This window comes from Thalassolituus sp. UBA675, from assembly GCF_002297765.1.
Lineage (GTDB): Bacteria > Pseudomonadota > Gammaproteobacteria > Pseudomonadales > Oceanobacteraceae > Thalassolituus.
This window is the reverse complement of record NZ_DBNJ01000003.1, coordinates 103,082-124,197: the sequence shown is the minus strand read 5'-3', so window position 1 is coordinate 124,197 and position 21,116 is coordinate 103,082. Positions and strand designations below refer to the sequence as shown.

At 50.1% G+C, this 21,116-nt stretch carries 20 protein-coding genes; 15 read left to right on the top strand and 5 right to left on the bottom strand.

Annotated elements, in window-relative coordinates; translation table 11 throughout:
* The first annotated feature begins 35 nt into the window (after positions 1-35).
* The 10 genes from B3007_RS01380 (at position 36) to B3007_RS01335 (ending at position 11,351) form a co-directional block, all read left to right on the top strand.
* Positions 36-692, top strand: coding sequence for a MotA/TolQ/ExbB proton channel family protein (locus B3007_RS01380; protein ID WP_068443141.1), 657 nt, complete (start codon positions 36-38; stop codon positions 690-692).
* Positions 693-706: 14 nt separating this feature from the next.
* Positions 707-1,216 (top strand): ExbD/TolR family protein, encoded by a 510-nt coding sequence (locus B3007_RS01375; RefSeq protein WP_068441198.1) that lies wholly within the window; start codon positions 707-709, stop codon positions 1,214-1,216.
* Positions 1,213-1,707: an ExbD/TolR family protein gene (locus tag B3007_RS01370; protein ID WP_068441194.1), complete on the top strand. Its 495-nt coding sequence runs from the start codon at positions 1,213-1,215 to the stop codon at positions 1,705-1,707. Before B3007_RS01375 ends, B3007_RS01370 begins: the two co-directional genes overlap by 4 nt.
* Entirely contained in the window at positions 1,707-2,672 is a 966-nt protein-coding gene (locus B3007_RS01365; protein WP_297533950.1) for an AgmX/PglI C-terminal domain-containing protein, read from the top strand. The genes B3007_RS01370 and B3007_RS01365 overlap by 1 nt, the downstream gene beginning before the upstream one ends.
* Positions 2,673-2,805: 133 nt before the next feature.
* Complete coding sequence (locus B3007_RS01360; protein ID WP_301378969.1) at positions 2,806-4,485, top strand: AMP-binding protein; 1,680 nt, start codon at positions 2,806-2,808, stop codon at positions 4,483-4,485.
* 68 nt (positions 4,486-4,553) lie between these two features.
* On the top strand, positions 4,554-8,453 hold the full coding sequence (gene hrpA, locus B3007_RS01355) for an ATP-dependent RNA helicase HrpA (protein WP_301378971.1): 3,900 nt from the start codon (positions 4,554-4,556) through the stop codon (positions 8,451-8,453).
* 139 nt (positions 8,454-8,592) lie between these two features.
* Positions 8,593-8,973 (top strand): hypothetical protein, encoded by a 381-nt coding sequence (locus B3007_RS01350; protein WP_301378972.1) that lies wholly within the window; start codon positions 8,593-8,595, stop codon positions 8,971-8,973.
* Positions 8,974-8,981: 8 nt separating this feature from the next.
* Positions 8,982-9,848, top strand: coding sequence for a DUF692 domain-containing protein (locus B3007_RS01345; RefSeq protein WP_068436270.1), 867 nt, complete (start codon positions 8,982-8,984; stop codon positions 9,846-9,848).
* Positions 9,841-10,563, top strand: a complete 723-nt coding sequence (locus tag B3007_RS01340) for a DNA-binding domain-containing protein (protein ID WP_301378975.1) — start codon at positions 9,841-9,843, stop codon at positions 10,561-10,563. The genes B3007_RS01345 and B3007_RS01340 overlap by 8 nt, the downstream gene beginning before the upstream one ends.
* A 68-nt stretch (positions 10,564-10,631) precedes the next feature.
* Positions 10,632-11,351, top strand: a complete 720-nt coding sequence (locus B3007_RS01335) for an MlaA family lipoprotein (protein WP_301378976.1) — start codon at positions 10,632-10,634, stop codon at positions 11,349-11,351.
* Between the two features lie 53 nt (positions 11,352-11,404).
* Here B3007_RS01335 and B3007_RS01330 read toward each other — a convergent pair whose 3' ends face one another.
* From B3007_RS01330 to B3007_RS01320, 3 genes are all read right to left on the bottom strand, one after another.
* Positions 11,405-12,712: a 3-deoxy-7-phosphoheptulonate synthase gene (locus B3007_RS01330; RefSeq protein ID WP_297533957.1), complete on the bottom strand. Its 1,308-nt coding sequence runs from the start codon at positions 12,710-12,712 to the stop codon at positions 11,405-11,407.
* A 70-nt stretch (positions 12,713-12,782) separates the two neighbouring features.
* A complete protein-coding gene (locus tag B3007_RS01325; protein WP_068439651.1) occupies positions 12,783-12,962 on the bottom strand; it encodes a helix-turn-helix domain-containing protein in 180 nt (59 codons plus the stop codon).
* 135 nt (positions 12,963-13,097) lie between these two features.
* Positions 13,098-13,871: a sulfite exporter TauE/SafE family protein gene (locus tag B3007_RS01320; protein WP_068439649.1), complete on the bottom strand. Its 774-nt coding sequence runs from the start codon at positions 13,869-13,871 to the stop codon at positions 13,098-13,100.
* A gap of 129 nt (positions 13,872-14,000) precedes the next feature.
* On the opposite strand from B3007_RS01320, the gene cysB reads away from it, so the two are divergent.
* On the top strand, positions 14,001-14,975 hold the full coding sequence (cysB, locus tag B3007_RS01315) for an HTH-type transcriptional regulator CysB (protein ID WP_068439647.1): 975 nt from the start codon (positions 14,001-14,003) through the stop codon (positions 14,973-14,975).
* Between the two features lie 34 nt (positions 14,976-15,009).
* Here cysB and B3007_RS01310 read toward each other — a convergent pair whose 3' ends face one another.
* Complete coding sequence (locus tag B3007_RS01310) at positions 15,010-15,738, bottom strand: phosphoadenylyl-sulfate reductase (protein WP_068439645.1); 729 nt, start codon at positions 15,736-15,738, stop codon at positions 15,010-15,012.
* A gap of 168 nt (positions 15,739-15,906) precedes the next feature.
* Here B3007_RS01310 and thrH point away from each other — a divergent pair, with 168 nt between their 5' ends.
* A complete protein-coding gene (gene thrH / locus B3007_RS01305; protein ID WP_068435655.1) occupies positions 15,907-16,524 on the top strand; it encodes a bifunctional phosphoserine phosphatase/homoserine phosphotransferase ThrH in 618 nt (205 codons plus the stop codon).
* A 7-nt stretch (positions 16,525-16,531) separates the two neighbouring features.
* On the opposite strand, the gene B3007_RS01300 is transcribed toward thrH, so the two are convergent.
* Positions 16,532-17,803, bottom strand: a complete 1,272-nt coding sequence (locus tag B3007_RS01300; protein ID WP_068439643.1) for an anthranilate synthase component I family protein — start codon at positions 17,801-17,803, stop codon at positions 16,532-16,534.
* Positions 17,804-18,146: 343 nt separating this feature from the next.
* Between B3007_RS01300 and B3007_RS01295 the strand changes: the two genes are divergently transcribed.
* The 3 genes from B3007_RS01295 to B3007_RS01285 all read left to right on the top strand — a co-directional run bounded on the left by B3007_RS01295 (position 18,147) and on the right by B3007_RS01285 (position 21,095).
* Positions 18,147-18,914, top strand: coding sequence for a DUF6160 family protein (locus tag B3007_RS01295; RefSeq protein ID WP_301378977.1), 768 nt, complete (start codon positions 18,147-18,149; stop codon positions 18,912-18,914).
* A 228-nt stretch (positions 18,915-19,142) separates the two neighbouring features.
* Positions 19,143-20,045 carry a C39 family peptidase gene (locus B3007_RS01290; RefSeq protein WP_068439665.1) on the top strand — a complete coding sequence of 301 codons (903 nt, stop codon included), beginning with the start codon at positions 19,143-19,145 and terminating at the stop codon, positions 20,043-20,045.
* Between the two features lie 18 nt (positions 20,046-20,063).
* Positions 20,064-21,095 carry a flagellar protein FilC gene (locus B3007_RS01285; protein WP_068439641.1) on the top strand — a complete coding sequence of 344 codons (1,032 nt, stop codon included), beginning with the start codon at positions 20,064-20,066 and terminating at the stop codon, positions 21,093-21,095.
* The last annotated feature ends 21 nt before the right edge of the window (positions 21,096-21,116 follow it).

Here is a 21,116-nt window from a genome sequence, read left to right as displayed (position 1 = left end):
CAGAACAACAATAGTATCAGAACCGGAGATATCCAATGGATTCCATCATTCGCTTCCTTCAGGAAGGTGGTGTGTTTATGTACCCGATTGCAATCATCATGGTAATCGGTCTCGCTGTCGCAATTGAGCGTTTGCTCGTCCTCGCAAAAGAAAAGTCGGGTAACCGTCGTGCTTTCGATGAGATGTACCCTATGCTGCAGAAACGTGATCTGCGCTCAGCACTCAACTACGCCAATAGCTCTGATACTCATATCGCTAATATCTTTGCCGCTGGCATCCAGCGTATCCCGACTGCTCAACGTCGTGAAGAGGTTGAGTACGCATTGGAAGAAGGTCTGATGGAAGCGATTCCTCAGTTGGAGAAGCGTACGCCGTACATCGCGACACTTGCTAATATTGCAACCCTGATGGGCCTGCTGGGTACCATTATGGGTCTTATTGCGGCATTTACCGCAGTAGCCAGCGCACCGGCTGCGGAAAAGGCTGAACTGCTATCGCAAAGTATTTCCGTTGCGATGAACACAACAGCATTTGGTCTGATTGCAGCCATTCCACTGATTCTGCTTCACAGCTACCTGCAGACCAAAACATCTGAAATCGTCGACAGCATCGAGATGGCGGGCGTTAAGTTCCTAAATACCATCACGGATAAAAAGGCAGGACAAAACGGCACTCCTTCAAATAACGGTTAATCAGGAGTCGTTCGATGAGACGCCATAAGAAAATCAGAGAAGAGGCGGAACTCAACGTAACATCCTTCATGAACCTGATGATCGTACTGGTACCTGTGCTGTTGATGAACATGGTTTTTTCACAGCTGGCCGTACTGGATCTCAGGTTACCTTCTGGCGATGAGCCAGGTGCCGTTAACCCGGAGGATGTCACGCTTGAAGTGACGATCAGGAAGACAGGATTCACTCTCTCCCGGACCTATCAGGAAGAGACAGTTGAACTGGCTTCTATTCCTGCTCAGTCCGGAGAACTTGACTACGAAGGTCTTTCAAAGGCCCTTCAGAACGCCAAGAAGAATCCTGAGTTTGCAGAAAAAAGAGATATTACACTGCTCGCAGAGCCCAATACGGATTACCAGACACTGGTGACTGTGATGGACACGGTTCGCATTTACCCTGCCGTGGTAGCTGCGTCCCTGGTTGATGCTGTGCTGTTCCCGGATATTTCTCTGGGTGAAGCAGAAGCGCAGGAGGTGGCACCATGAAAATGTCACGTCGCGCTAAGCGCATGCAGCGTAACCATAAACGTAATGCCAATAAAAACGGTCTGAATCTGACAGCCCTGATGGATATTTTCACCATTCTGGTGTTCTTCCTCATGGTGAATCAGTCAGAGGTGGAAGTGCAGAACACGGATAGCGTCGAGCTCCCTGTTTCTGTGTCAGAGAACAAGCCTGAGGAGCAACTGACAGTTCTGGTGACGGATACAGATCTGCTTGTGCAGGGACGTTCAGTAGCGCAACTGTCAGCGATTAAACAGGGTGAAGAAGAAATTATTCCTTCATTGCTCTCTGAACTTGAATATCAGGCCAGCCGTACGCCAATCGCGGAAGGGGAAGACAGCCGTCCGGTAACGATTGTGGGTGACAAGGCAACGGAATACTCAGTTCTTAAAAGAATTATGAGTACCTGTGCCGAGTCTGGCTTTGCCAATATCTCACTGGCGGTAAACCAGAAGCAGCCGGGAGGTGCGTGATGAGTAGTATTTATCGCACTCCTGAGTTGCCGTGGACCGATGGCGAAGATGGTCGCCGCTTGTGGATGATCCTGGGCGTCCTGCTGGCATTGATGTTGTTGGTTGGTGTCGTGGTTCCGTTTATTGATCTGCCTGAAAAAGACAGGTCTGAACTTGAGGAGCTGCCGCCGCAACTGGCCAAGGTCATTGAGCGTAAGAAGCTCGAGCTTCCTAAACCAAAGCCCGAGCCGAAGCCTCAACCTAAACCCGAGCCTAAGCCGGAACCCGAGCCCGAGCCGAAACCTGAACCTAAGCCTGAGCCAAAACCTCAGCCAAAGCCGGAACCTAAACCTAAACCCGAGCCTAAGCCGAAAGTTGAAGCAACAGAGCAGCAGCGTCAGGCAGCCAAGCAGAAAGCACGTGATGCAGTGGGTACCGAGGCACTTCAGGCTTTGAGTGACTTGCGTTCGGCGATTCCTACCACGGCACTGAGCACTTCAAGTTCGTCGCTCAGTACCAAAGGAACTCAGGCGACTAACGTCGGCTCAGTAGTGGATCGCACAGCGGCGAGCCGGGGTTCTGGTGGTGTTGATGTAGCATCGCTGACTAATGTTACGTCAGGAGAGAACCTTGGTGATCGCGCGACAACGACGGTTGAGGTGGCCGCAGAGGCGGTTGCCGCAGCAGAAGAGTCGAAGAAACGTAGCCAGGAAGAGCTCAGGCTGGTGTTTGAGGCATACAACGTACACTATGACAGGTTGTATCGCCGGGCTTTACGTAAGAATCCAACGCTCGAGGGCTCTGTAACTCTTGCGCTGACGATTCAGCCGGATGGCTCAGTGACTTCCTGTAAAGCTGCGAAGAGCGAAATTAAAGACGCTCGACTGATCCGCAGTGTTGAACTCAAATGTCAGCAAATGGCGTTTGAAAGTCGACCTAACGTCGAGGTTACTAAGGTGGAATATCCAATCCGCTTTAACCCTTGATACCCAGAAGCCCGGCAGATGCCGGGCTTTTTTTATCCGTATCGGATACTGGCCCACTTGACGCAATGCCGCTAAACTCGAATGCAACGATGTCGGTTTACGCCGCAGATAATTTCAGTGAATGGAGATAGAGATGAACGAACAGTTTTTCCAGGAGCGTTACCCCGAGGGGTATCCAAAGACAGTCAACGTTAATGAGTTTTCGTGCATTACCGAAATCTTTGATGGTTTCGTTAAAAAGTACGCTGAACTGCCAGCGTTTACATGTCTCGGGCAGACTATGACGTATGCCCAGCTGGATGAAAAAAGTGCTGCGTTCGCCTCTTTCCTTCAGAATGAAACGTCCCTTCAGGCAGGTGATCGTATTGCGGTTCAGCTGCCGAATGTACTGCAATACCCGGTCGTCGTTTTTGGTGCCATGCGTGCAGGGATTACCGTGGTGAATACCAATCCGCTGTATACAGAGCGTGAAATGGAACACCAGTTTAACGACTCTGGCGCGAAAGCTTTGGTCGTTCTAGCGAACTTTGGCGATAAAGTTGAACGTGTTCTGCCTAAAACAGGCATTAAGCATGTTATTGTGACTAATGTTGGCGATATGCATTGCCCACTGAAAAGAACTCTGATTAACACAGTGCTTAAGTACGTGAAGAAGGAGGTGCCTGCAGCAAATATCCCAGGCGCCATTCCGTTGCGTAAAGCGCTCAGCAAAGGTAAGGGCAAGCCTTACACCAGCGCCCCCGCAACTTCTGATGATATCGCAGTACTGCAATATACGGGGGGCACTACAGGCGTCGCAAAAGGCGCAATGCTTACCCATGGCAACCTGATGGCTAATATGGCCCAGGCATATGGTGTATTCAAACAGGTTATGAACGAGGGTGAGGAGACGGTAATCTGTCCTTTGCCTCTTTATCATATCTACGCGTTTACCATGCACTGCATGGTGCTTCTCCAGACTGGCAATCACAGCATCCTGATCCCGAATCCTCGCGATATCCCGGGCTTTATTAAGACGCTGCAGAAAACAGACTTCACTGGATTTGTGGGGCTTAACACTCTGTTTGTGGCGCTTTGCGCTCAGGAAGATTTCCGTGCTCTGGACTTCAGTAAACTCAAGCTGACTGTGTCAGGTGGTATGGCGCTGACCAAAGCTGCCTTTGATGAATGGAAAGCGGTGACAGGGTGTGAAGTGGCTGAAGGTTACGGCATGACCGAAACCTCGCCAGTCGTATCCTTTAACCCGACCACACGCATCAAGCAGGGCACCATTGGTATGCCTGTTGCGAATACAGCCTGCATGGTGATCGACGAAGAAGGTAATGAGTTGCCCCTCGGAGAAGCTGGTGAACTGTGTGTGAAAGGACCTCAGGTCATGAAGGGCTACTGGCAGCGTCCTGAAGCGACTGAAGAAACAATGACCAAAGACGGGTGGTTGAAGACGGGTGACATGGCCGTTATCAACGACGATGGCTACCTCAAAATCGTTGACCGTAAGAAAGATATGATCATCGTCTCTGGCTTTAATGTCTATCCCAACGAAGTGGAGGACGTTATTGTTTCCCATAAAGACATTGTTGAAGCAGCTGCTATTGGTATACCAGACCCTAAAAGCTCTGAGGCCGTGAAAGTGTTTATTGTCCGGAGCAACCCATCGCTCACGGAGAAAGATGTTATTGCCTTCTGTCGAGAGAATCTCACCGCGTACAAAGTGCCTAAGATCGTTGAGTTCCGTGACGAGCTGCCGAAGACGAATGTTGGTAAGATCCTGCGTCGTGAGCTTCGTGACGAGGAGCTGGCCAAGCACAAATAAGGCTTTGCGACGTGTTACACTGAGCGCCCCGGTTTCCGGGGCGTTTTTGTTTCTGACTGGCGGGATACATGTCTACCGAAGTAACCAAGATGTTCTCTGAACTCGAAAAATCCCTGATGCATTGTCTTATTCGCGATCGGCACCCGGTCCGTAACGCACTTCGTCGCATTGAAAAAGAACCCCTTGATAAACAGCAAACGCAGTTGGCTAAGCTGGTCTCCAGAATAGAAAAAAGTCAGCAAGCGGTTGCAGCCCGAAGTACTAATCCTGCACTTAATTACCCTGAGAACCTGCCTGTTTGTGAGAAGAGGTCAGAGATTCTGTCTCTGATTTCTGAAAATCAGGTGGTCGTCATTGCCGGTGAAACAGGTTCGGGTAAGACGACTCAGTTACCGAAAATGTGTATTGAAGCGGGGTTGGGTGTGTATGGACGGATTGGCCATACACAGCCGCGACGCCTTGCTGCGCGTTCGGTGTCACAGCGGATTGCTGATGAATTAAACAGCCCGCTCGGTGAGACAGTGGGCTATCAGGTGAGGTTTACAGACCAGTCAAGCGATGACACCCGTATTAAGGTCATGACGGACGGTATTCTACTGGCTCAGACGCAGCACGACCGCTTCCTGAATGAATACGACTGCATCATTATCGATGAAGCACACGAACGTAGCCTGAATATCGATTTTTTGATGGGTTACCTCAAACAGTTACTGCCCAAACGTCCAGACCTTAAGGTCATCATTACTTCTGCAACCATTGACGTTGAGCGCTTCTCTCAGCACTTTGATGACGCTCCGGTGATTCAGGTGTCGGGCCGGACACATCCTGTTGATGTTCTCTATCGTCCACTGGTTCGGAATGACGATGACGAGGAAGATCGCTCTTTATTCGAAGGGATAGCTGAGGCGCTCGAAGAATTGCGCTCAATCGACAAGGCTAAGGGTAGTCCGGGTGACACCCTGGTGTTTCTGCCCGGAGAGCGGGAAATCAGGGAGTGTGCTGAATTCCTCAGACGTCAGCAATTGCCCGCGACGGATATTCTACCGCTGTATGCACGGTTGAGTTCTGCTGATCAACAGAGAATATTTCGCCCTCATGGCGGGCGGCGCGTCGTGCTCAGTACCAATGTGGCTGAAACTTCTCTGACGGTCCCCGGCATTCGCTATGTTATCGACTCCGGTGTCGCGAGAATCAGTCGTTACAGCTACCGCACCAAAGTGCAGCGTCTGCCGGTTGAAGCGATTTCTCAGGCGAGTGCAAATCAAAGGGCAGGGCGTTGCGGCCGTATAGAGCCCGGAACCTGCATCCGGCTTTATGACGAGCAGGATTTTTTTTCGCGCTCAGAATTTACCGATCCGGAAATTCGTCGAACTAATCTTGCAGCCGTGATATTGCAGATGTTGAATCTTCGCTTGGGTGACATCCGGAAATTCCCATTTGTTGATGCACCTGACGATCGTTTTGTAAAAGACGGATATACATTGCTGTCCGAACTCGGTGCCGTCGATAACGCAAGAAAAATTACCAGCACGGGCAGGACCATGGCCCGGTTACCGGTCGATCCACGTATCGGGCGCATGTTGATTGCCGCAGGGCAGAGAAATTGTGCGACTGAAATGATGATCGTCGCCGCAGCCCTGACCGTTGCTGATCCAAGAGAAAGACCGCAGGAAAAACAACAGGCGGCTGCTGAAAAACACAGGCAATGGGCGGATGATGATTCCGACTTTGCAACGCTGATTAATCTCTGGAATGGCTTCGAGACACAGCGCCAGGAATTGAGTCAGAATCAACTTCGCAAGTGGTGTAAGAAGAATTATTTGTCATATATGCGGATGCGGGAATGGCGGGATATTCATCGCCAGCTGCATCTGATGCTGCGTGATATGGATATATCGACAAATTCCGAGCCTGCTTCTTATGACGCGTTGCACAAAGCCATTCTCTCAGGGATGTTAAGTCATATCGGTTTCAGGGCAGAGCAGAAGGAATATATAGGCGCTCGTAACCGACGTTTCGTGATGGCGCCGGGGAGTGCCGGTTATAAGAAACCGCCCAAATGGCTTGTCGCTGCCGAGCTGGTTGAAACCAGTAAGCTGTTTGCGCGCATGGTTGCCAGGGTGGAGCCCGAGTGGATCGAAGAATGTGGTCGGGAATTACTTAAATATCAGTACTTCGAACCACATTGGCAACAGCAGCGAGGTCAGGTTGTAGCGACTGAACAGTCTTCGCTGTACGGCCTGGTTGTAAACCCGAAAAAACGTGTCGATTATTCGAAAACTCACCCTGAAGAAAGTCGACAGATTCTTATTACAGAAGCGCTCGTCGCGCAGCAGCTTAAATCTGATGTTGAATTTTATCGCAAAAACATTGAACTGATTGCAGAGGTCACTGAGTACGAAGAAAAATCGCGCCGGCGTGATCTTGTGATTGATGATCATGCGCTGATTGATTTTTACGAGAGATATTTTCCTGAGGGTGTTTTTTCCCGCAGAGCATTGGAAAGTTGGTTTAAACGTGCGTCAGGCGCCGATAAAAGGCAATTGTATCTTACTCGTGAATTTCTTCTGTCGGATGCTGCTCGCGGAATATCCAGTGAAGATTACCCCGCCGAGCTGGAAATTAATGGCATAAATTTTCCGTTGTCATACACCTTTGCTCCTGGAAGTTCCGACGATGGGGTGACCTTAACCGTTCCTGCTCAGATGCTGCCTCAGGTTAATGAAAGGCTGACAGAATGGCTGGTTCCGGGATTTATTCACCAAAAAGTTGTAGCCATTATTAAAGCGTTGCCAAAGCCAGTGCGGAAGCAGTTTGTACCTGTGCCAGATACGGCAACCCGCTTTCTGAATCAGGCTACAGCTTCCAAGGGTGGACTCTATATCCAGCTGGCGGAATTTCTGAATCAGACCTTAAGGCCCGAGCGTGTAACGCCAGAAGAGCTGATGAGTGATGCGCTGGAGTCTCACTTGAAAATGAACTTCAGGGTTCTCAACGGCGATGATGTTATCACCGAAAGCAGAGACCTGGCCGCGCTTATTGAGAGTGTTGATGTTAGCGGAGAGACTTCTGAATACGTCCTTCTTGATGACCGGTTTGCCGGACATACGGTTAATGACTGGGATTTCGGCGCATTGCCGGAGTCAACCGAGGCCGAAGTGGCCGGCTTGCCAGTGAGGTCTTACCCATGCCTTAAGAGCGACGGCGACACGGTAGTCCTGACAACAGAGAATAGTGAATCTCAGGCCGAGGTTTCGCATCGTGAAGGGGTGTTGGCCCTGATTCGCCAGCAGCTTGCAGGAATGGATCGCGACCTCCGCCAATCTATCCAGACGCAAATGAAACCACACTGGCTGTTGGCTAAAGGTATGGGGTCCGAAGGAGAGATTACTCGCGAGCTTGTTGATGCGGTGTATACCCATATCATGCTACCTCTTGATGAGGCTCTGCCGCGGACGCCTGAAGAATTTGATGTAAGAATTCAGCGACGTAGCCGACTACATCAACATCTGGAAGAGCTGCTTACCCAGTTTGTTCAGTGGTTGAAGATTCGGCATGGTGTGCTTAAGAGCCTCAGGGGCGCCGTAACAATGGATAAGGCCATGGCGTTCAGTGATACCAAAGCCCATCTGGAACGCCTGTTGGCTCCGGGGTTTCTTGTCGAAGTGCCATGGCCAAGGTTGAAGTGTTTCACCCGCTATCTGCGGGCTATGGAGTATCGGATTGATAAGCTGCAAGGGAACCTTGCGCGTGATCGTCAGTCCATGGTTGAGTTCGAGTCGGTCTATGTGCCTTGGAAAGAAGCGGTAGATCGTGGCGGTGCAAATCAGGAAGCCCTTGAGGAGTTCCGGTGGCTGCTTGAGGAGTGGCGAGTGTCGTTATTCGCGCAACCGCTGGGTACACAAGAGCCGGTATCGCTTAAGCGCCTTAACAAACGTTGGCATGAGATCGTTCAGGCGGGTCTCTGAGCGTAATAACTGACTGTTGGCTCAAAAAATGCGGTGTGTAACAGTAAAATCGTCTGACATACTGAATCCAACCTGTGCTTTGGAACGTACAGGATACATACGGGCACCTTTTGCCCCTAACACTGAAAAGGAAACTGCTATGAAAAACTCTACCAAAGATACCAACAAGCTGATGTCTGCTGTTCTCGGAACGGCGTTTGTTACCGCTGTTTCAGCTGCAGGCGTTAATGCTGCTGAAAACCCGTTTGCTTCTGCAGAACTGAATCAGGGTTACAAAGTGGCTGCGCACCATGAAGGCAAATGTGGCGAGGGTAAGTGTGGCGCCAAGGCCGATGAAGAAGGCAAGTGTGGCGAAGGTAAGTGTGGTGCTAAGTCTGAGAAAGAAGGCAAGTGTGGCGAAGGTAAGTGCGGTGCCAAGTCTGAAAAAGAAGGCAAGTGTGGCGAAGGTAAGTGCGGTGCTAAGTCTGAAAAAGAAGGCAAGTGCGGTGAAGGTAAGTGCGGCGGTAAAAAAGAGAGCTGAGCGCTGATATGAATCGCCACCAGATCACGGGCGCAGGATTAGGTCTGCGCCGAGGGTTTATCTCAGAATTGCAGTCCCGCATAGAAAACGGCGTTGAAGTCCCCGTCGATTTTTTTGAGGTCGCGCCCGAGAACTGGTTACGGGTTGGTGGTCGTCTGGGCCGCCAATTCCGCTATTTTACTGAACGCTATCCATTTGCTTGCCATGGACTGTCGTTGTCTATTGGTAGCCCTGCTCCGTTGGACGAAGCGTTCGTCCGTGACGTAAAAGACTTTCTGAAAGAGCATAAGGTGGCGGTCTATAGCGAGCACCTGAGTTACTGCTCAGACGATGGCCATCTGTACGACCTTATGCCGCTTCCGTTTACCGAAGAAGCTGTCAAGTACGTCAGTGAGCGAATCATGAGAGTGCAGGACATTCTTGGTGAGCGCCTGGTGATAGAAAATGTTTCGGCTTATGTTGAGCCCGGACGCGAAATGGCAGAGCCAGAATTCGTCAAAGCGGTGCTTGAAGCTGCCGACTGCGAGTTACTCCTTGATGTGAATAACGTCTACGTTAATTCAACAAATCACGGGTACAACGCTGAAGAGTACATTCGCAGTATGCCGAGCGATAAAATCCGGTATTACCATGTCGCTGGCCACTATCAGGATACATCGGACGCCAGTGATGCTGATCCTTCCTCGAATTTGTTGGTAGACACCCATGGTGCAGATGTTATTGAGCCCGTCTGGGCACTGCTATCAGCGGCTTATGATGCACACGGGATGAGACCAACGCTTCTGGAACGGGATTTTAATTTTCCTGACCTCGACGAAATGTTTGCAGAGGTCTCGCAGATTAAGACTCTCCAGGAGGCGCTACTGCATGTCTGATCTGGCGAAGATGCAAAGGGCGTTTGCCAAGGACATTCGCACTGATGGTGATGAAAGCTTCGGTGAACAGCCGGGCCTCAAAATTTATCGGGAGCTCTTTTTTAACAGTGTCTGTGGCTTTCTCGATGGTACCTTCCCTGTCTGTAAAGAGGCTGTCGGCGATGAGCGATGGAAGGAATATTCGCGGGCATTTTTTCGTGATCACCAGTCAAACTCTCCGCTTTTTCTCGAAATAAGTGAGGAATTTCTGGCATGGTTGGTGACACAGCAAAGTATTCTTGGTGAGTTTCCATATCTGGCAGAGCTAGCTCACTATGAGTGGCTGGAGCTGGCCGTTGATGTGATGGATGTTGAAGGGTTCAGAGGTGAGCCTGATGCTCTCTTTGATCCGGGCTCGCCAATTTTAATTAATCCTGCATCGATTGCTGCGTGTTATCAGTACCCGGTTCATCAGGTGTCAGGGTTTGAACCTGAGGTCTCGGAACAGATGTCGGGGTTTGTCGTTTATCGTGACCTGGCTGATAAAGTACGGTTTATCAGCTGCACTCCTTTGTCACTTATGATTCTCGAAACTGCACGGGCTGAACCGATGCTGACTGCACGACAGGCCGTTGAATCGGTAATGTCTCAGGCTGGGCTGGATGGAGATGTTGCTCTTCAGGGGGCGCTGCAGGTTCTGGGTGACTGGCACCGGCAAGGTGTTATCCGCTCGTGAGACAGTAAAAGCTGACGTTCTGGTCGGTTTCTGACATTATGAGCGCAACAAAAACAGGACGTCATCTTATGTATTTTCATTCCCTTGTTGCGCTGATTGGAACGGTTACCATTGGCCTCGCGGCGTTGCCTGCTCAAGCTGAAGAGGAATACGATCCTTTTGAAGAAACCAATCGCAAAATTTTCGCCTTCAATGATTACCTGGACCGAAAATTCTTTGTGCCTGTAGCAAGGGGGTACAACGCGGTGACCCCTGTGGTGGTAGATACCGGCATTACGAATATGTACCAGAACGCGCTTGACCCTCTTACCAGTGTGAATGATGTCGCGCAGCTTAAATTCTCTAGGGCAGCTACGGCCGTGGGTCGATTTCTGGTGAACAGTACGGTTGGGTTTTTCGGCTTTTTCGATGTGGCGACGCACATCGGTCTGCCAAAGCATCGTGAAGACTTCGGGCAGACTCTCGGTTACTGGGGGGTCGGCAATGGGCCTTATCTGGTATTGCCGTTCTTTGGGCCACGTACCTTGCGTCATTCTGTAGGACATGTCGGCGACTATTACACCGGCCTGTCGTATACCTATTTTGGCGACAATCTCGGTGAAGATGCTGCGATGTTGGGCTTAAAAGCGCTCGACCTTCGTTCAGATCTGATTGAATCTGAGCAGTTTATTACCGGCGACCGTTATCTCTTTATCCGTAGTGCGTATCTTCAGAGCCGTGAGTATCTGGTCAATGATGGGCAGGTGCAGGATGAGTTTGAAGATGAGTTTGGCATCTTCGATGAATGACTATAGATTACGACAGATAATAAAAAAGGCCTCGTGAGAGGCCTTTTTTGTTTTTAGCCGGCTGTGCGCCCAGGGAGAACATCTTTCAGCTTCTCACGCATTTTGCGGATTGCATCTTCAGTTTCTTCCCAGCTGATGCAGCCGTCTGTTACCGATAAGCCGTACTCCAGATCATCCAGGTTGGCTGGAATATTCTGACGCCCGTGTTTGATGTTTGATTCAACCATCAGGCCGATAATGGATTTGTTGCCTTCAAGGATCTGGTTGCTGACGTTGTCCATGACTAATGGCTGCAGTGCCGGATTCTTGCTGCTGTTTTCATGGCTGCAGTCGATCATGATGTTCTGTGCAAGATCCGCTTTAGACAGTGCGTCTTCTGCAATCTGGACGTTCACTGAATCGTAGTTTGGCTTACCGCCGCCGCCGCGCAGCACAACGTGTGCGTAAGGGTTGCCCTTGGTTGAAACGATTGAAACCTGGCCGCTCTGGTCGATACCAAGGAAGCGGTGCGGGTTGGCTACTGACATCAGTGCGTTAGTAGCAACTGTCAGGCTGCCATCGGTTCCGTTCTTGAAGCCAACGGCCGATGAAAGGCCTGAAGCCATCTCTCGGTGTGTCTGGGATTCTGTAGTGCGTGCGCCAATAGCTGACCATGCGATCAGATCCTGAAGGTACTGTGGTGAGATCGGGTCCAGCGCTTCAGTGGATAGTGGCAAGCCGAGCTCTGCAAGATCAATCAGAAGGCGACGCGCGGTATGCAGACCGTCCTGGATTTTGAAAGTGTCGTTCATGTACGGGTCGTTAATCAGCCCTTTCCATCCAACGGTAGTGCGAGGCTTTTCAAAGTAAACGCGCATTACAAGGTAGAGGGTATCGCTGACTTCTTCTGCCAGATCCCGCAAGCGCTGAGCGTAGTCTTTAGCTGCATCTACGTCGTGGATGGAGCAGGGGCCGACCACAACAAAAATGCGGTGATCTTTACGATCCAGGATGTCGCGAATGGCCTGGCGGCCTTTACAGACGCTTTCGACAGCTTGCTCAGAGATAGGCATCTCTTCTTTGAGCTGAGTTGGGGTTACCAGAGTCGCGATGGACTCAATATTGAGATCTTCAATGCGATTGTCAGTCATTTCCTGTTGGCCTTCAGACGGTTGGGCTGGTGTTGTCTCAGGTTGGGAGGGGGCTGAGCCTGCGGTCAGTTGCCCTTTGGTCAGGGCAGCAATTTGCTTCTGACGACCTGCTGGCGGCTCTTCTCCCCATTGGGAGACCGCCGCAGCGGTCAGCTTCCAGCCGTCTTCGGAACAGGCTTCTGCAATAGCTTTTTTGGTTCCGAACCAGGCGACAACATCAGTTGTTTTCATAATTAGATATTAAGTTAGCTTATTCGTGCTTAAGCTTAATAGCCTGGCTGGGGTTAAGTAAAGTTAATTTTTAGCGAAGACGGCTTTGAATGTCCTTGAATCGTTCTACTTTATTTCTTTCGAAAAGCATTGGCTCGCTGCCTCCTGATGAGTCGAGGAGTCCCTCGCGAGCATAGCGCTTAACTGTCACAGTTTTGATTTCGAGGTACTTTGCGACTTCTTCGATGGTCATAAGTTGTTGGTCAGACATGCTCGCACTCCTTTATGTATATGCACTGGAGTAAGAGTTTAGTCAGGATTTGACAGCGTGTTGGCGGGCGGTGGTTCGTTGCGCCTGACTCAGCTGACAGAGCAGGCGCTTTGTTTGGTTGGGGCGCAAGTATTGTTACTGGAACATGTACCGTGCACCCATGAAAAACAGAATGCTTGCAAGAGCAGGGCGCAGTATTGCGTCAGGAACCTTGCGGCTGATCATGCTTCCGAAGTGGATGGCTGGAATGGAACCCAGGAGCAGTGCGCCGAGTAGTTGGAAGTCGACATTGCCAAGGCCCAGGTGGATAAGGCCAGCAGCGAGTGTCAGTGGAACGGCGTGAGCGATATCGGTGCCGACGATGTGAGTGCCCCGGAGTGCAGGGTAGAGAATCATGAGGATGGCTGTACCAATAGCGCCAGCGCCGACAGACGAGAGTGTAACGAATATGCCGAGCAGGATGCCCATGACGATAGTTGCGGCTGGTCTGAATCGACTCAGGTTGCGGGCGTTGCGGGCCGCCGCAAAGGCTTGAATGCGTGTTCTCATGAAGATAACGACGGCAGTCATGACCAGCATGATGCCGAGGGCGTTTTTCAGCAGGTGGCCGTAGTCTTCAGCGTCATTGAAGAACACGTGAAGAAGGGCGCCGGTAATTAGTGCGGCGGGTATTGAGCCAGCAGCAAGAAGTTTGACCAACCCCCAATTGACGTGCTTTTGTCTGTGATGGCTATACGCTCCGCCGGCCTTCGTTAATGCCGCGTAGAGCAGATCGGTTCCGACAGCGGTATGCGCTGGGAAGCCAAAGCTGAGCAGAAGTGGCGTCATCAATGCGCCGCCACCAATGCCGGTCATGCCTACAATAAAGCCGACGGCAGCGCCGGCACCGATATAAAGCAGAAAATCCATCTGAGTCGTCTAATCTGGGTGCGTATAGTACAGAATGCGACAATGTAGAGGTTGTCATCTATTCTGGAAAGGAATATTTGTTTATATTTTTATAACTCGAATAGCGTTTTGTCGTAAGGGGTGGGATATATGAAGTTGCAGCAACTCAGATACATATGGGAGGTCGCGCACCACGATCTGAATGTGTCCGCCACCGCGCAAGCGTTATACACCTCTCAGCCCGGGATCAGTAAACAGATTCGGCTGTTGGAAGATGAGCTTGGTGTTGAGATCTTTGCACGCAGCGGTAAGCATCTGACGCGCATTACGCCGGCTGGTGAGGCCATTCTGAAGATCGCCGGAGATATTCTGCGTAAAACTGAGAGTATTAAGCAGGTCGCTCAGGAGTTCAGTGATGAAAAGCGCGGCAGTCTGTCTGTGGCAACAACGCATACTCAGGCCCGATATGCACTCCCGGGGGTGATTGAGTCGTTCATGAGGCGCTATCCGGATGTGTCTCTTCATATGCATCAGGGCACACCGATGCAGATAGCCGAAATGGCGGCGGATGGCACGACCGATTTTGCTATTGCTACTGAGGCGATGGAGCACTTTGGTGACCTGATTATGATGCCGTGCTATCGGTGGAATCGCAGCATTCTGGTCCCCAAAGGGCATCCGCTTGCGGCCACTCCGCGACCGACACTGGAGCAAGTGGCTGCGTACCCTCTGGTTACTTATGTGTTTGGCTTTACTGGCCGATCTAAGCTTGATGAAGCATTTCAGGGGCAGGGGCTGACGCCCAAGGTGGCCTTTACAGCGGCCGATTCTGACGTTATCAAAACCTACGTGAGGCTGGGTGTGGGGATTGGGATTGTGGCGAGCATGGCGATCGATCCAACTACTGATTCTGATCTTGTAGCAATCGATGCGTCTCACTTGTTTGCTTCAAGTGTTACCAGTATCGGCTTTCGCAAGGGTACGTTTCTGCGTAGCTATATGTTTGATTTTATTGCTACCTTTGCGCCTCATCTTACTCGGGATCTGGTTGAGGTTGCTGCGCAGAGCCCGGGAAGGCAGGATGTTTCAGATTTATTTGATGGGATCGAGCTCCCTGTGCACTGACCGCAGCAGGGGGGCTCGATAGAAGGCGCTTGTTTCAGCCCTTTGAGATGATGTTGCCTGCGTGGAGTCCGCACTCTTTGTGGGTTGCTTCCTCCCACCACCAGCGACCTTCACGCTCGTGTTGGTTTGGCAGTGTGGCTCTGGTGCAGGGTTCGCAGCCGATGCTGACGAAGCCTTTCTGGTGAAGCTCGTTGTATGGAACGTCGAACATTTTTATGTATTCCCAGACCTGAGCCGAAGTCCAGTGAGCGAGCGGGTTATACTTGGTTAGTGTTTCGCCCCGTCCTTTGAAGGCGCTATCCAGTTCTATAATCGATACGTCTGATCGTGTCCCTGGGCTCTGGTCGCGACGTTGACCCGTTATCCATGCGTCCAGTTCAGTCAGCTTGTTGCGTAGTGGGGCGATTTTGCGAACGCCACAGCACTCCTGGTGCCCATCTTCGTAAAAGCTGAACAGGCCTTTCTCTTTAACGAATGCCTGCAGTGCAGCTTGCTCTGGAGTGCGGACATCAATGTTGATGCCGTAGTGTTTACGTACTTTCTCGATAAATTGGTACGTCTCTGGGTGTAGTCGCCCGGTGTCCAGTGTGAAAATGTCTACCTCTGGGTTAATTTTTACTGCCATGTCGACCAGGATGACATCTTCCGCGCCGCTGAATGAAACGGCGATGGCGTCGTGGTTTTCAATGGCGTGACGAATGATGTCCTTTGGGCGTTTGTCTTCAAACTGAGTGTTCAGTTCTGCAATCTGGTCGTCTCTCATCGGTGTATCCGGTCGTTGTATTTTCGGTGAATATTATCATGGGGGTTCTTAGGTCAAATAATACTAAAAAAGAATACTCTTATTCATCTGCTTGCTAATTCGTTGTGTTTGCCCGGATGAGTGGTAGAGTAGCGGCCTTTATTACCTGAATGAATTGATGGGGACTCCATGGAAATCGCATGTCTTGACCTTGAAGGTGTACTGGTACCTGAGATCTGGATTGAATTTGCAAACAAAACGGGCATTGAAGAGTTGAAAGCAACTACTCGTGATATTCCTGATTACGACGTTCTGATGAAACAACGTCTGGCGCTACTCGATCAGCACGGTTTTAAACTGCAGGATATTCAGGAAGTGATCGCAACTCTTAAGCCACTTGACGGAGCGCGTGAGTTTGTTGATTGGCTGCGTGAGCGTTTTCAGGTCATCATTCTGTCTGACACTTTCTATGAGTTTTCTCAGCCGCTGATGCGTCAATTGGGTTTTCCGACTTTGTTCTGTCATCGCCTTGTGGCGGACGAAGAGGGGCGTGTGGTTGACTATAAACTTCGCCAGGCTGATCCTAAGCGCCAGTCTATCCGTGCCCTGCAAACGATCTATTATCGTACGATTGCCGCAGGCGACTCCTACAACGACACCACTATGCTGGCAGAGGCTGATGCGGGTATTCTCTTTCACGCTCCGCAGAACGTAATCGAGGAATTTCCACAATTTCCGGCCGTTCATACCTATGAAGACCTGAAAAAGGAATTCATTAAGGCGAGCAATCGCGAGTTGACCCTCTGATCAGGCACTAAAGCGGGGTGTCGAGTATCTTCGTCACCTTGTTCAGAATCTCCTGATATTCGTCGTCGGCATCGCTGTCGATGACGAGTCCTCCGCCACCCCAGCATGTTGCTCCATCTTCTTTGGCTTCGATCGTGCGTATCAGTATGTTGAAGTCGCACTGTCCGCTGTCGTCGATGTAGCCCATAGAGCCACAGTAGGCTCCGCGTTCTGCGGGTTCCAGCTCATTGATGATTTCCATAGCGCGTTTCTTCGGTGCCCCTGTTATCGATCCTCCCGGAAAGGTCGCTTTGATCGCTTCTGCAGCGGGGGTGTTCGCTCTTAGTGTGGCTGTGATGGTGGAAACAAGATGGTGCACATTGGAGTGCGACTCGAGCGTGAATAGCTCCGGGACCGATACGCTTCCGGGTTCTGCGTGTATGCTCAGGTCGTTTCGCAGCAAATCTACGATCATCAGGTTCTCGGCCTGATTTTTTGGACTCTCTTTTAGTGAAAAGGCGAGGCGATTGTCTTCTGCAGGGTCTGGGTGCCTGGGAGCGGTGCCCTTGATTGGGCGTGTCTCAAGTAGCAATTCATGAGTATTGGTATTGTCGTTAGGCGAGGGGGTGACTTTCAGGAGTCTCTCTGGAGATACGCTGATTATCGTGCGGTCACTGTCTTTGAATATGCAGCCGTGAGGTGCGTCAAAAGATTCCAGTAACTCGGAGGGGTCGCCGTCTCTCAGGTCGTCTTTGCAGTAGAAGGCCGTGGCAAGGTTGATCTGGTAGCAGTCACCGCTCAATAGGTAATCACGGACTTTTGCAAAGTTCTCCACATACTTCGATTTTGTCTCGCAAGGCGCCCATTTTCTTTGTTTGCGGGCAGGTACAGCTGCTGTTGAGTGGAAGTTCAAGGCCTTTAGGTAGTTTGACGCTGTATTGGCTGAGATTGGCTCGTAGGCCTGGATGACGCAGTAATCACTGTCAGGATCGATCAGAAGTGAAGAGTTGTAGCGTCGGAATATGATTTCGCCCTGGCTGTTCGGATAGTTCAGTAAACCGATCCAGCCTGCGACAAAGCCGTTGGTGCTGCAGTCTTTACTTGCTTTTGCTTGTGGAAACCCACTGATGGTATCTGCAATATCGATTGCGAGGACATACTTCGCTTTAAAGTGATCTGCTTCTGTCAAATTTAAGTAATGGCGTTGCCTGTGTGGAATGGTTAACAAACTGAAGTTGTCCAGTTGCGACAGGTTTTTCAGTATGTTAGCGCCGGGTAGCTCTATTTTGTGGGTGAACATTACAGGCCATTCAGTTGGGTTTGTGGGTGTGTAACTATTTGAAAAATATAGATTTTTCTCGAGTTCTTTACCTGTATTATACATCCAGGGCTATTTCGTAACCATTACTCCGTAACTTTGTGTGAAAAAAGGGTAGACATCTGCAAATCAACATAATAGATTGGTCGCAAGTCTCGTGTAGCGGGGCTTAATTCGAAAGCTTGCTGGTAGTTTTTAAGACAGTAAGCAAATTGAAAATCGACCATTCAGGCGGGTGACACCACAAGGTGAAACAAGTAGGATGGTCAACGGGTAAGCTGAAAGACCCGCTGTACTACATAAAAACAATCAGGAGTGTGCACAAATGAAATTCCTCAAGAAAGCTTCTCTGGCTGCATCTATCGCCGCTGTATCTTTCGCTGCTAACGCTGAGCTGGTAGCAATGGACGAAATGGCAATGGCTGCTGCTACTGGTCAGGCTGGTATCGATCTGGATATTACTCTGTCTGATGTCGATGCCATTTCTATCGGTGAAGTTCTGTATACCGATACTGTCGACGGCGTAACTGTTGGTGGCGGTTCTTTGGCAATTAGCAATATCATCGTTGGTTCTGCAGATGGTTCTGATATTACTATCTTCAACGCAATCGACATTGATGAAACTGGTTCTATCATCATGGATAGCTCTGCGACTGATCTGTCAGGCCTGCGTGTACGTATCGGTAACGTTGAAACTCGCACTGATGCTGGCCTTTCTGCTGCTAACCTGGCGCGTAACGTTGACGTTACTATGGATGTTCAGGGTGGCGTTACTACAATTGCACAGTCTGGTACGGATACTACCATTACTTCAGTTGGTGGTTCTGTTGAAGTTACCTCAGGTAGCATGACGCTGTTGAACGACGCGATTGGCATTACTGATCTGCGTGTATACGGTACTGGCGGTGTTGGTACTGGTATTAGCACTGACTCTACTCTGACCTTCAATGGCGACGGTATCTCTATCACAGGTCTTGACCTGGCTGGTACTATCGAGATTGGTGACTTGGCTCTGGGTGGATCTTCTATCGGTTCAGTTGCTATCTCTGATATCGCTCTGAACGGTGCGGCTGTAACCATCTCTGGTCGCTAAGTTCGCTTAGCGTCTAGAAAGAAAGCCCGCTCCGGCGGGCTTTTTTTATGTCTGTATTTAATGAAAAAGAGCGAAAAAACCTGATTTATCAGTGAATTATACTTGGTTGGGCTAAATTGTTTCTGTAACATAGGATAACGATACAAATTATAATAAAAATATAAAGGGGGAGGCCGAGGCCTTAGAATCGTGCTGATTATTCTCTTAGGATCTGTTATCGGGTTCGCCATGGCACATGAGCTTGCCATTGTGAATGAGCGAGAGCAGGGGGACACCGTTGTTCGTGTGGCCGTCGGTGAAGACTATCAGGAAGATATGGTAGTTAATGTCGAACCTCTCGCTGCGAAAAAATTCAAAAATGTCGTGCGTCAGGTGTATGACTATTCCTGTGGCTCTGCTGCCCTGACGACACTTCTCGACTTTTACTTGGGTAGGAACTTCCAGGAACGTCAGGTGATGGAAGGTTTGCTGCGATTCGGTGAGACTGAACGAATCGTAGAGCGTCGGGGTTTCTCAATGTTAGACATGAAGCGCTTAGTTACGGCGCTCGGTCATCCATCAGGGGGGTTCAAGGCGGAAGCATCCGACCTTGAAACTTTAGATCACCCAGCTATCGCACCGATTCAGTATGCGGGATTTAAACATTTTGTTGTTATCCGCACGGTGTACGATGGCCGGGTTTACGTTGCCGACCCTGCATTGGGCAACATCTCTTTTACTCTTCATCGTTTTCTCGAAGTCTGGGATAACAACGTTCTCTTTATAGTGTTCCCGAATGGCCATAAGCCCGCGAGCGGCTTAGAGCTGCATGAAGAGGATATGCGCTTTGTTTCAGATCATATTATTGCTGAGAATGCCTTTAAAGAGTTTCCAATGTTGCATGTCAAATCTGAGCACCAGCTGCAGAATGCGATTTATGCTTCATTTAATAACGCCGAATACGAATATCGCTTAAAAGTAGATGAGAATGGCGATGCTGTTGTGGGGGATGACGGCTCATTCGTATTTGAAACTGAAATCAAAACTGCTGAAGACGGCGGCGATCCGGATAACTTCAATATCCTGGTCACCGATGGCCTTGTCGAAGATGGCCAAGGTATTAATAAGTCTCTCCGTTACAGAAGAAAATAATAAAAGGTAAGCAGAATCATGAAACGCTCCGGAATTTTATCGCTGACTTTGTTGCTGGCTGCTGTGAATGGCGCTTACGCAGATACCGCTGAAGAAATGGACAAGGCTCGCGAGGCTCTTTCAAAACAGGACAGTGATGCTGATACTGAGAAAGCACTTGAGGAAGTGTTTGAGGCGGCGGAAAAGAACTATTCCTTGCTGAAAAAAGGCGGGATGTCTCTCAACTATAACTTCGACTACAGCTATTATGGTGACCAGCGCATAGACCTCAATGTTGAGGACTCTCGCGTTCGTAGTGTTGATGTAAGTCCAGTTGCAAGCCATTCATTTACGAATAGCTTTGCGTTTGATTACGGCCTGTTTAACAACCTGACACTCGGTGTTCGCCTGCCGTTGGTTTCCAAGTTTGAAACGCAGGACGAGCTTTCCGGTTACGGCGTGGGTGATATCAGCGGTACTGTTCGCTGGCAGCCAGCTGAGTATATTCCGGGTAAAGCATCCAGAACGTATTTCGGTTCTCTTCGTGTACCGACCGGTCAGTCGCCTTACGAAATTGATGAAAATGAAGCGCTTTCCACAGGGTCGGGTACATTTGGCTTGAGTGGCGGTTTGAGTACTTCTAAAGTTCTTGATCCGGTTGTCTTGTTCGGCTCACTCTCAGCGGGTTATGACCTTCCCGCTACTGATCTGAACCAGGTGCGTGGTGATCAGCTGCTGCAAGAAGTGAATAATAAGGGCAATATCTCAGCCTCTATGGGTTTTGCTTACTCGCTTTCATACGATGTTTCTCTGAGTGCATCTTTCCAGGGGTCTTACTCTATGGGAAGCGAATTTGTTCTGTATCGCCCTTCAACTGGTCAGGAGACTCGTTCTGAAACGACCGGCCAAATGACCGGCATTATGAACTTCGCCTTAGGTGTGCGCGTATCCCCAAAAACGATCGCAAACGTAAACGTCGGCTTTGGTATGACGGAGCTTTCTCCTGATATCCTGCTGGGACTGTCATTGCCTATTGATATTGAGGGTGCAAAACCTTCAGAGGGCAACTAATCAGTCATGACTGATAAAACG

Excerpts from the sequence above, each read along its gene's own strand:
- B3007_RS01380 (WP_068443141.1), top strand. The coding sequence starts at position 36 with ATGGATTCCATCATTCGCTTCCTTCAGGAAGGTGGTGTGTTTATGTAC.
- B3007_RS01375 (WP_068441198.1), top strand. The coding sequence starts at position 707 with ATGAGACGCCATAAGAAAATCAGAGAAGAGGCGGAACTCAACGTAACA.
- B3007_RS01370 (WP_068441194.1), top strand. The coding sequence starts at position 1,213 with ATGAAAATGTCACGTCGCGCTAAGCGCATGCAGCGTAACCATAAACGT.
- B3007_RS01365 (WP_297533950.1), top strand. The coding sequence starts at position 1,707 with ATGAGTAGTATTTATCGCACTCCTGAGTTGCCGTGGACCGATGGCGAA.
- B3007_RS01360 (WP_301378969.1), top strand. The coding sequence starts at position 2,806 with ATGAACGAACAGTTTTTCCAGGAGCGTTACCCCGAGGGGTATCCAAAG.
- hrpA (WP_301378971.1), top strand. The coding sequence starts at position 4,554 with ATGTCTACCGAAGTAACCAAGATGTTCTCTGAACTCGAAAAATCCCTG.
- B3007_RS01350 (WP_301378972.1), top strand. The coding sequence starts at position 8,593 with ATGAAAAACTCTACCAAAGATACCAACAAGCTGATGTCTGCTGTTCTC.
- B3007_RS01345 (WP_068436270.1), top strand. The coding sequence starts at position 8,982 with ATGAATCGCCACCAGATCACGGGCGCAGGATTAGGTCTGCGCCGAGGG.
- B3007_RS01340 (WP_301378975.1), top strand. The coding sequence starts at position 9,841 with ATGTCTGATCTGGCGAAGATGCAAAGGGCGTTTGCCAAGGACATTCGC.
- B3007_RS01335 (WP_301378976.1), top strand. The coding sequence starts at position 10,632 with ATGTATTTTCATTCCCTTGTTGCGCTGATTGGAACGGTTACCATTGGC.
- B3007_RS01330 (WP_297533957.1), bottom strand. The coding sequence starts at position 12,712 with ATGAAAACAACTGATGTTGTCGCCTGGTTCGGAACCAAAAAAGCTATT.
- B3007_RS01325 (WP_068439651.1), bottom strand. The coding sequence starts at position 12,962 with ATGTCTGACCAACAACTTATGACCATCGAAGAAGTCGCAAAGTACCTC.
- B3007_RS01320 (WP_068439649.1), bottom strand. The coding sequence starts at position 13,871 with ATGGATTTTCTGCTTTATATCGGTGCCGGCGCTGCCGTCGGCTTTATT.
- cysB (WP_068439647.1), top strand. The coding sequence starts at position 14,001 with ATGAAGTTGCAGCAACTCAGATACATATGGGAGGTCGCGCACCACGAT.
- B3007_RS01310 (WP_068439645.1), bottom strand. The coding sequence starts at position 15,738 with ATGAGAGACGACCAGATTGCAGAACTGAACACTCAGTTTGAAGACAAA.
- thrH (WP_068435655.1), top strand. The coding sequence starts at position 15,907 with ATGGAAATCGCATGTCTTGACCTTGAAGGTGTACTGGTACCTGAGATC.
- B3007_RS01300 (WP_068439643.1), bottom strand. The coding sequence starts at position 17,803 with ATGTTCACCCACAAAATAGAGCTACCCGGCGCTAACATACTGAAAAAC.
- B3007_RS01295 (WP_301378977.1), top strand. The coding sequence starts at position 18,147 with ATGAAATTCCTCAAGAAAGCTTCTCTGGCTGCATCTATCGCCGCTGTA.
- B3007_RS01290 (WP_068439665.1), top strand. The coding sequence starts at position 19,143 with ATGGCACATGAGCTTGCCATTGTGAATGAGCGAGAGCAGGGGGACACC.
- B3007_RS01285 (WP_068439641.1), top strand. The coding sequence starts at position 20,064 with ATGAAACGCTCCGGAATTTTATCGCTGACTTTGTTGCTGGCTGCTGTG.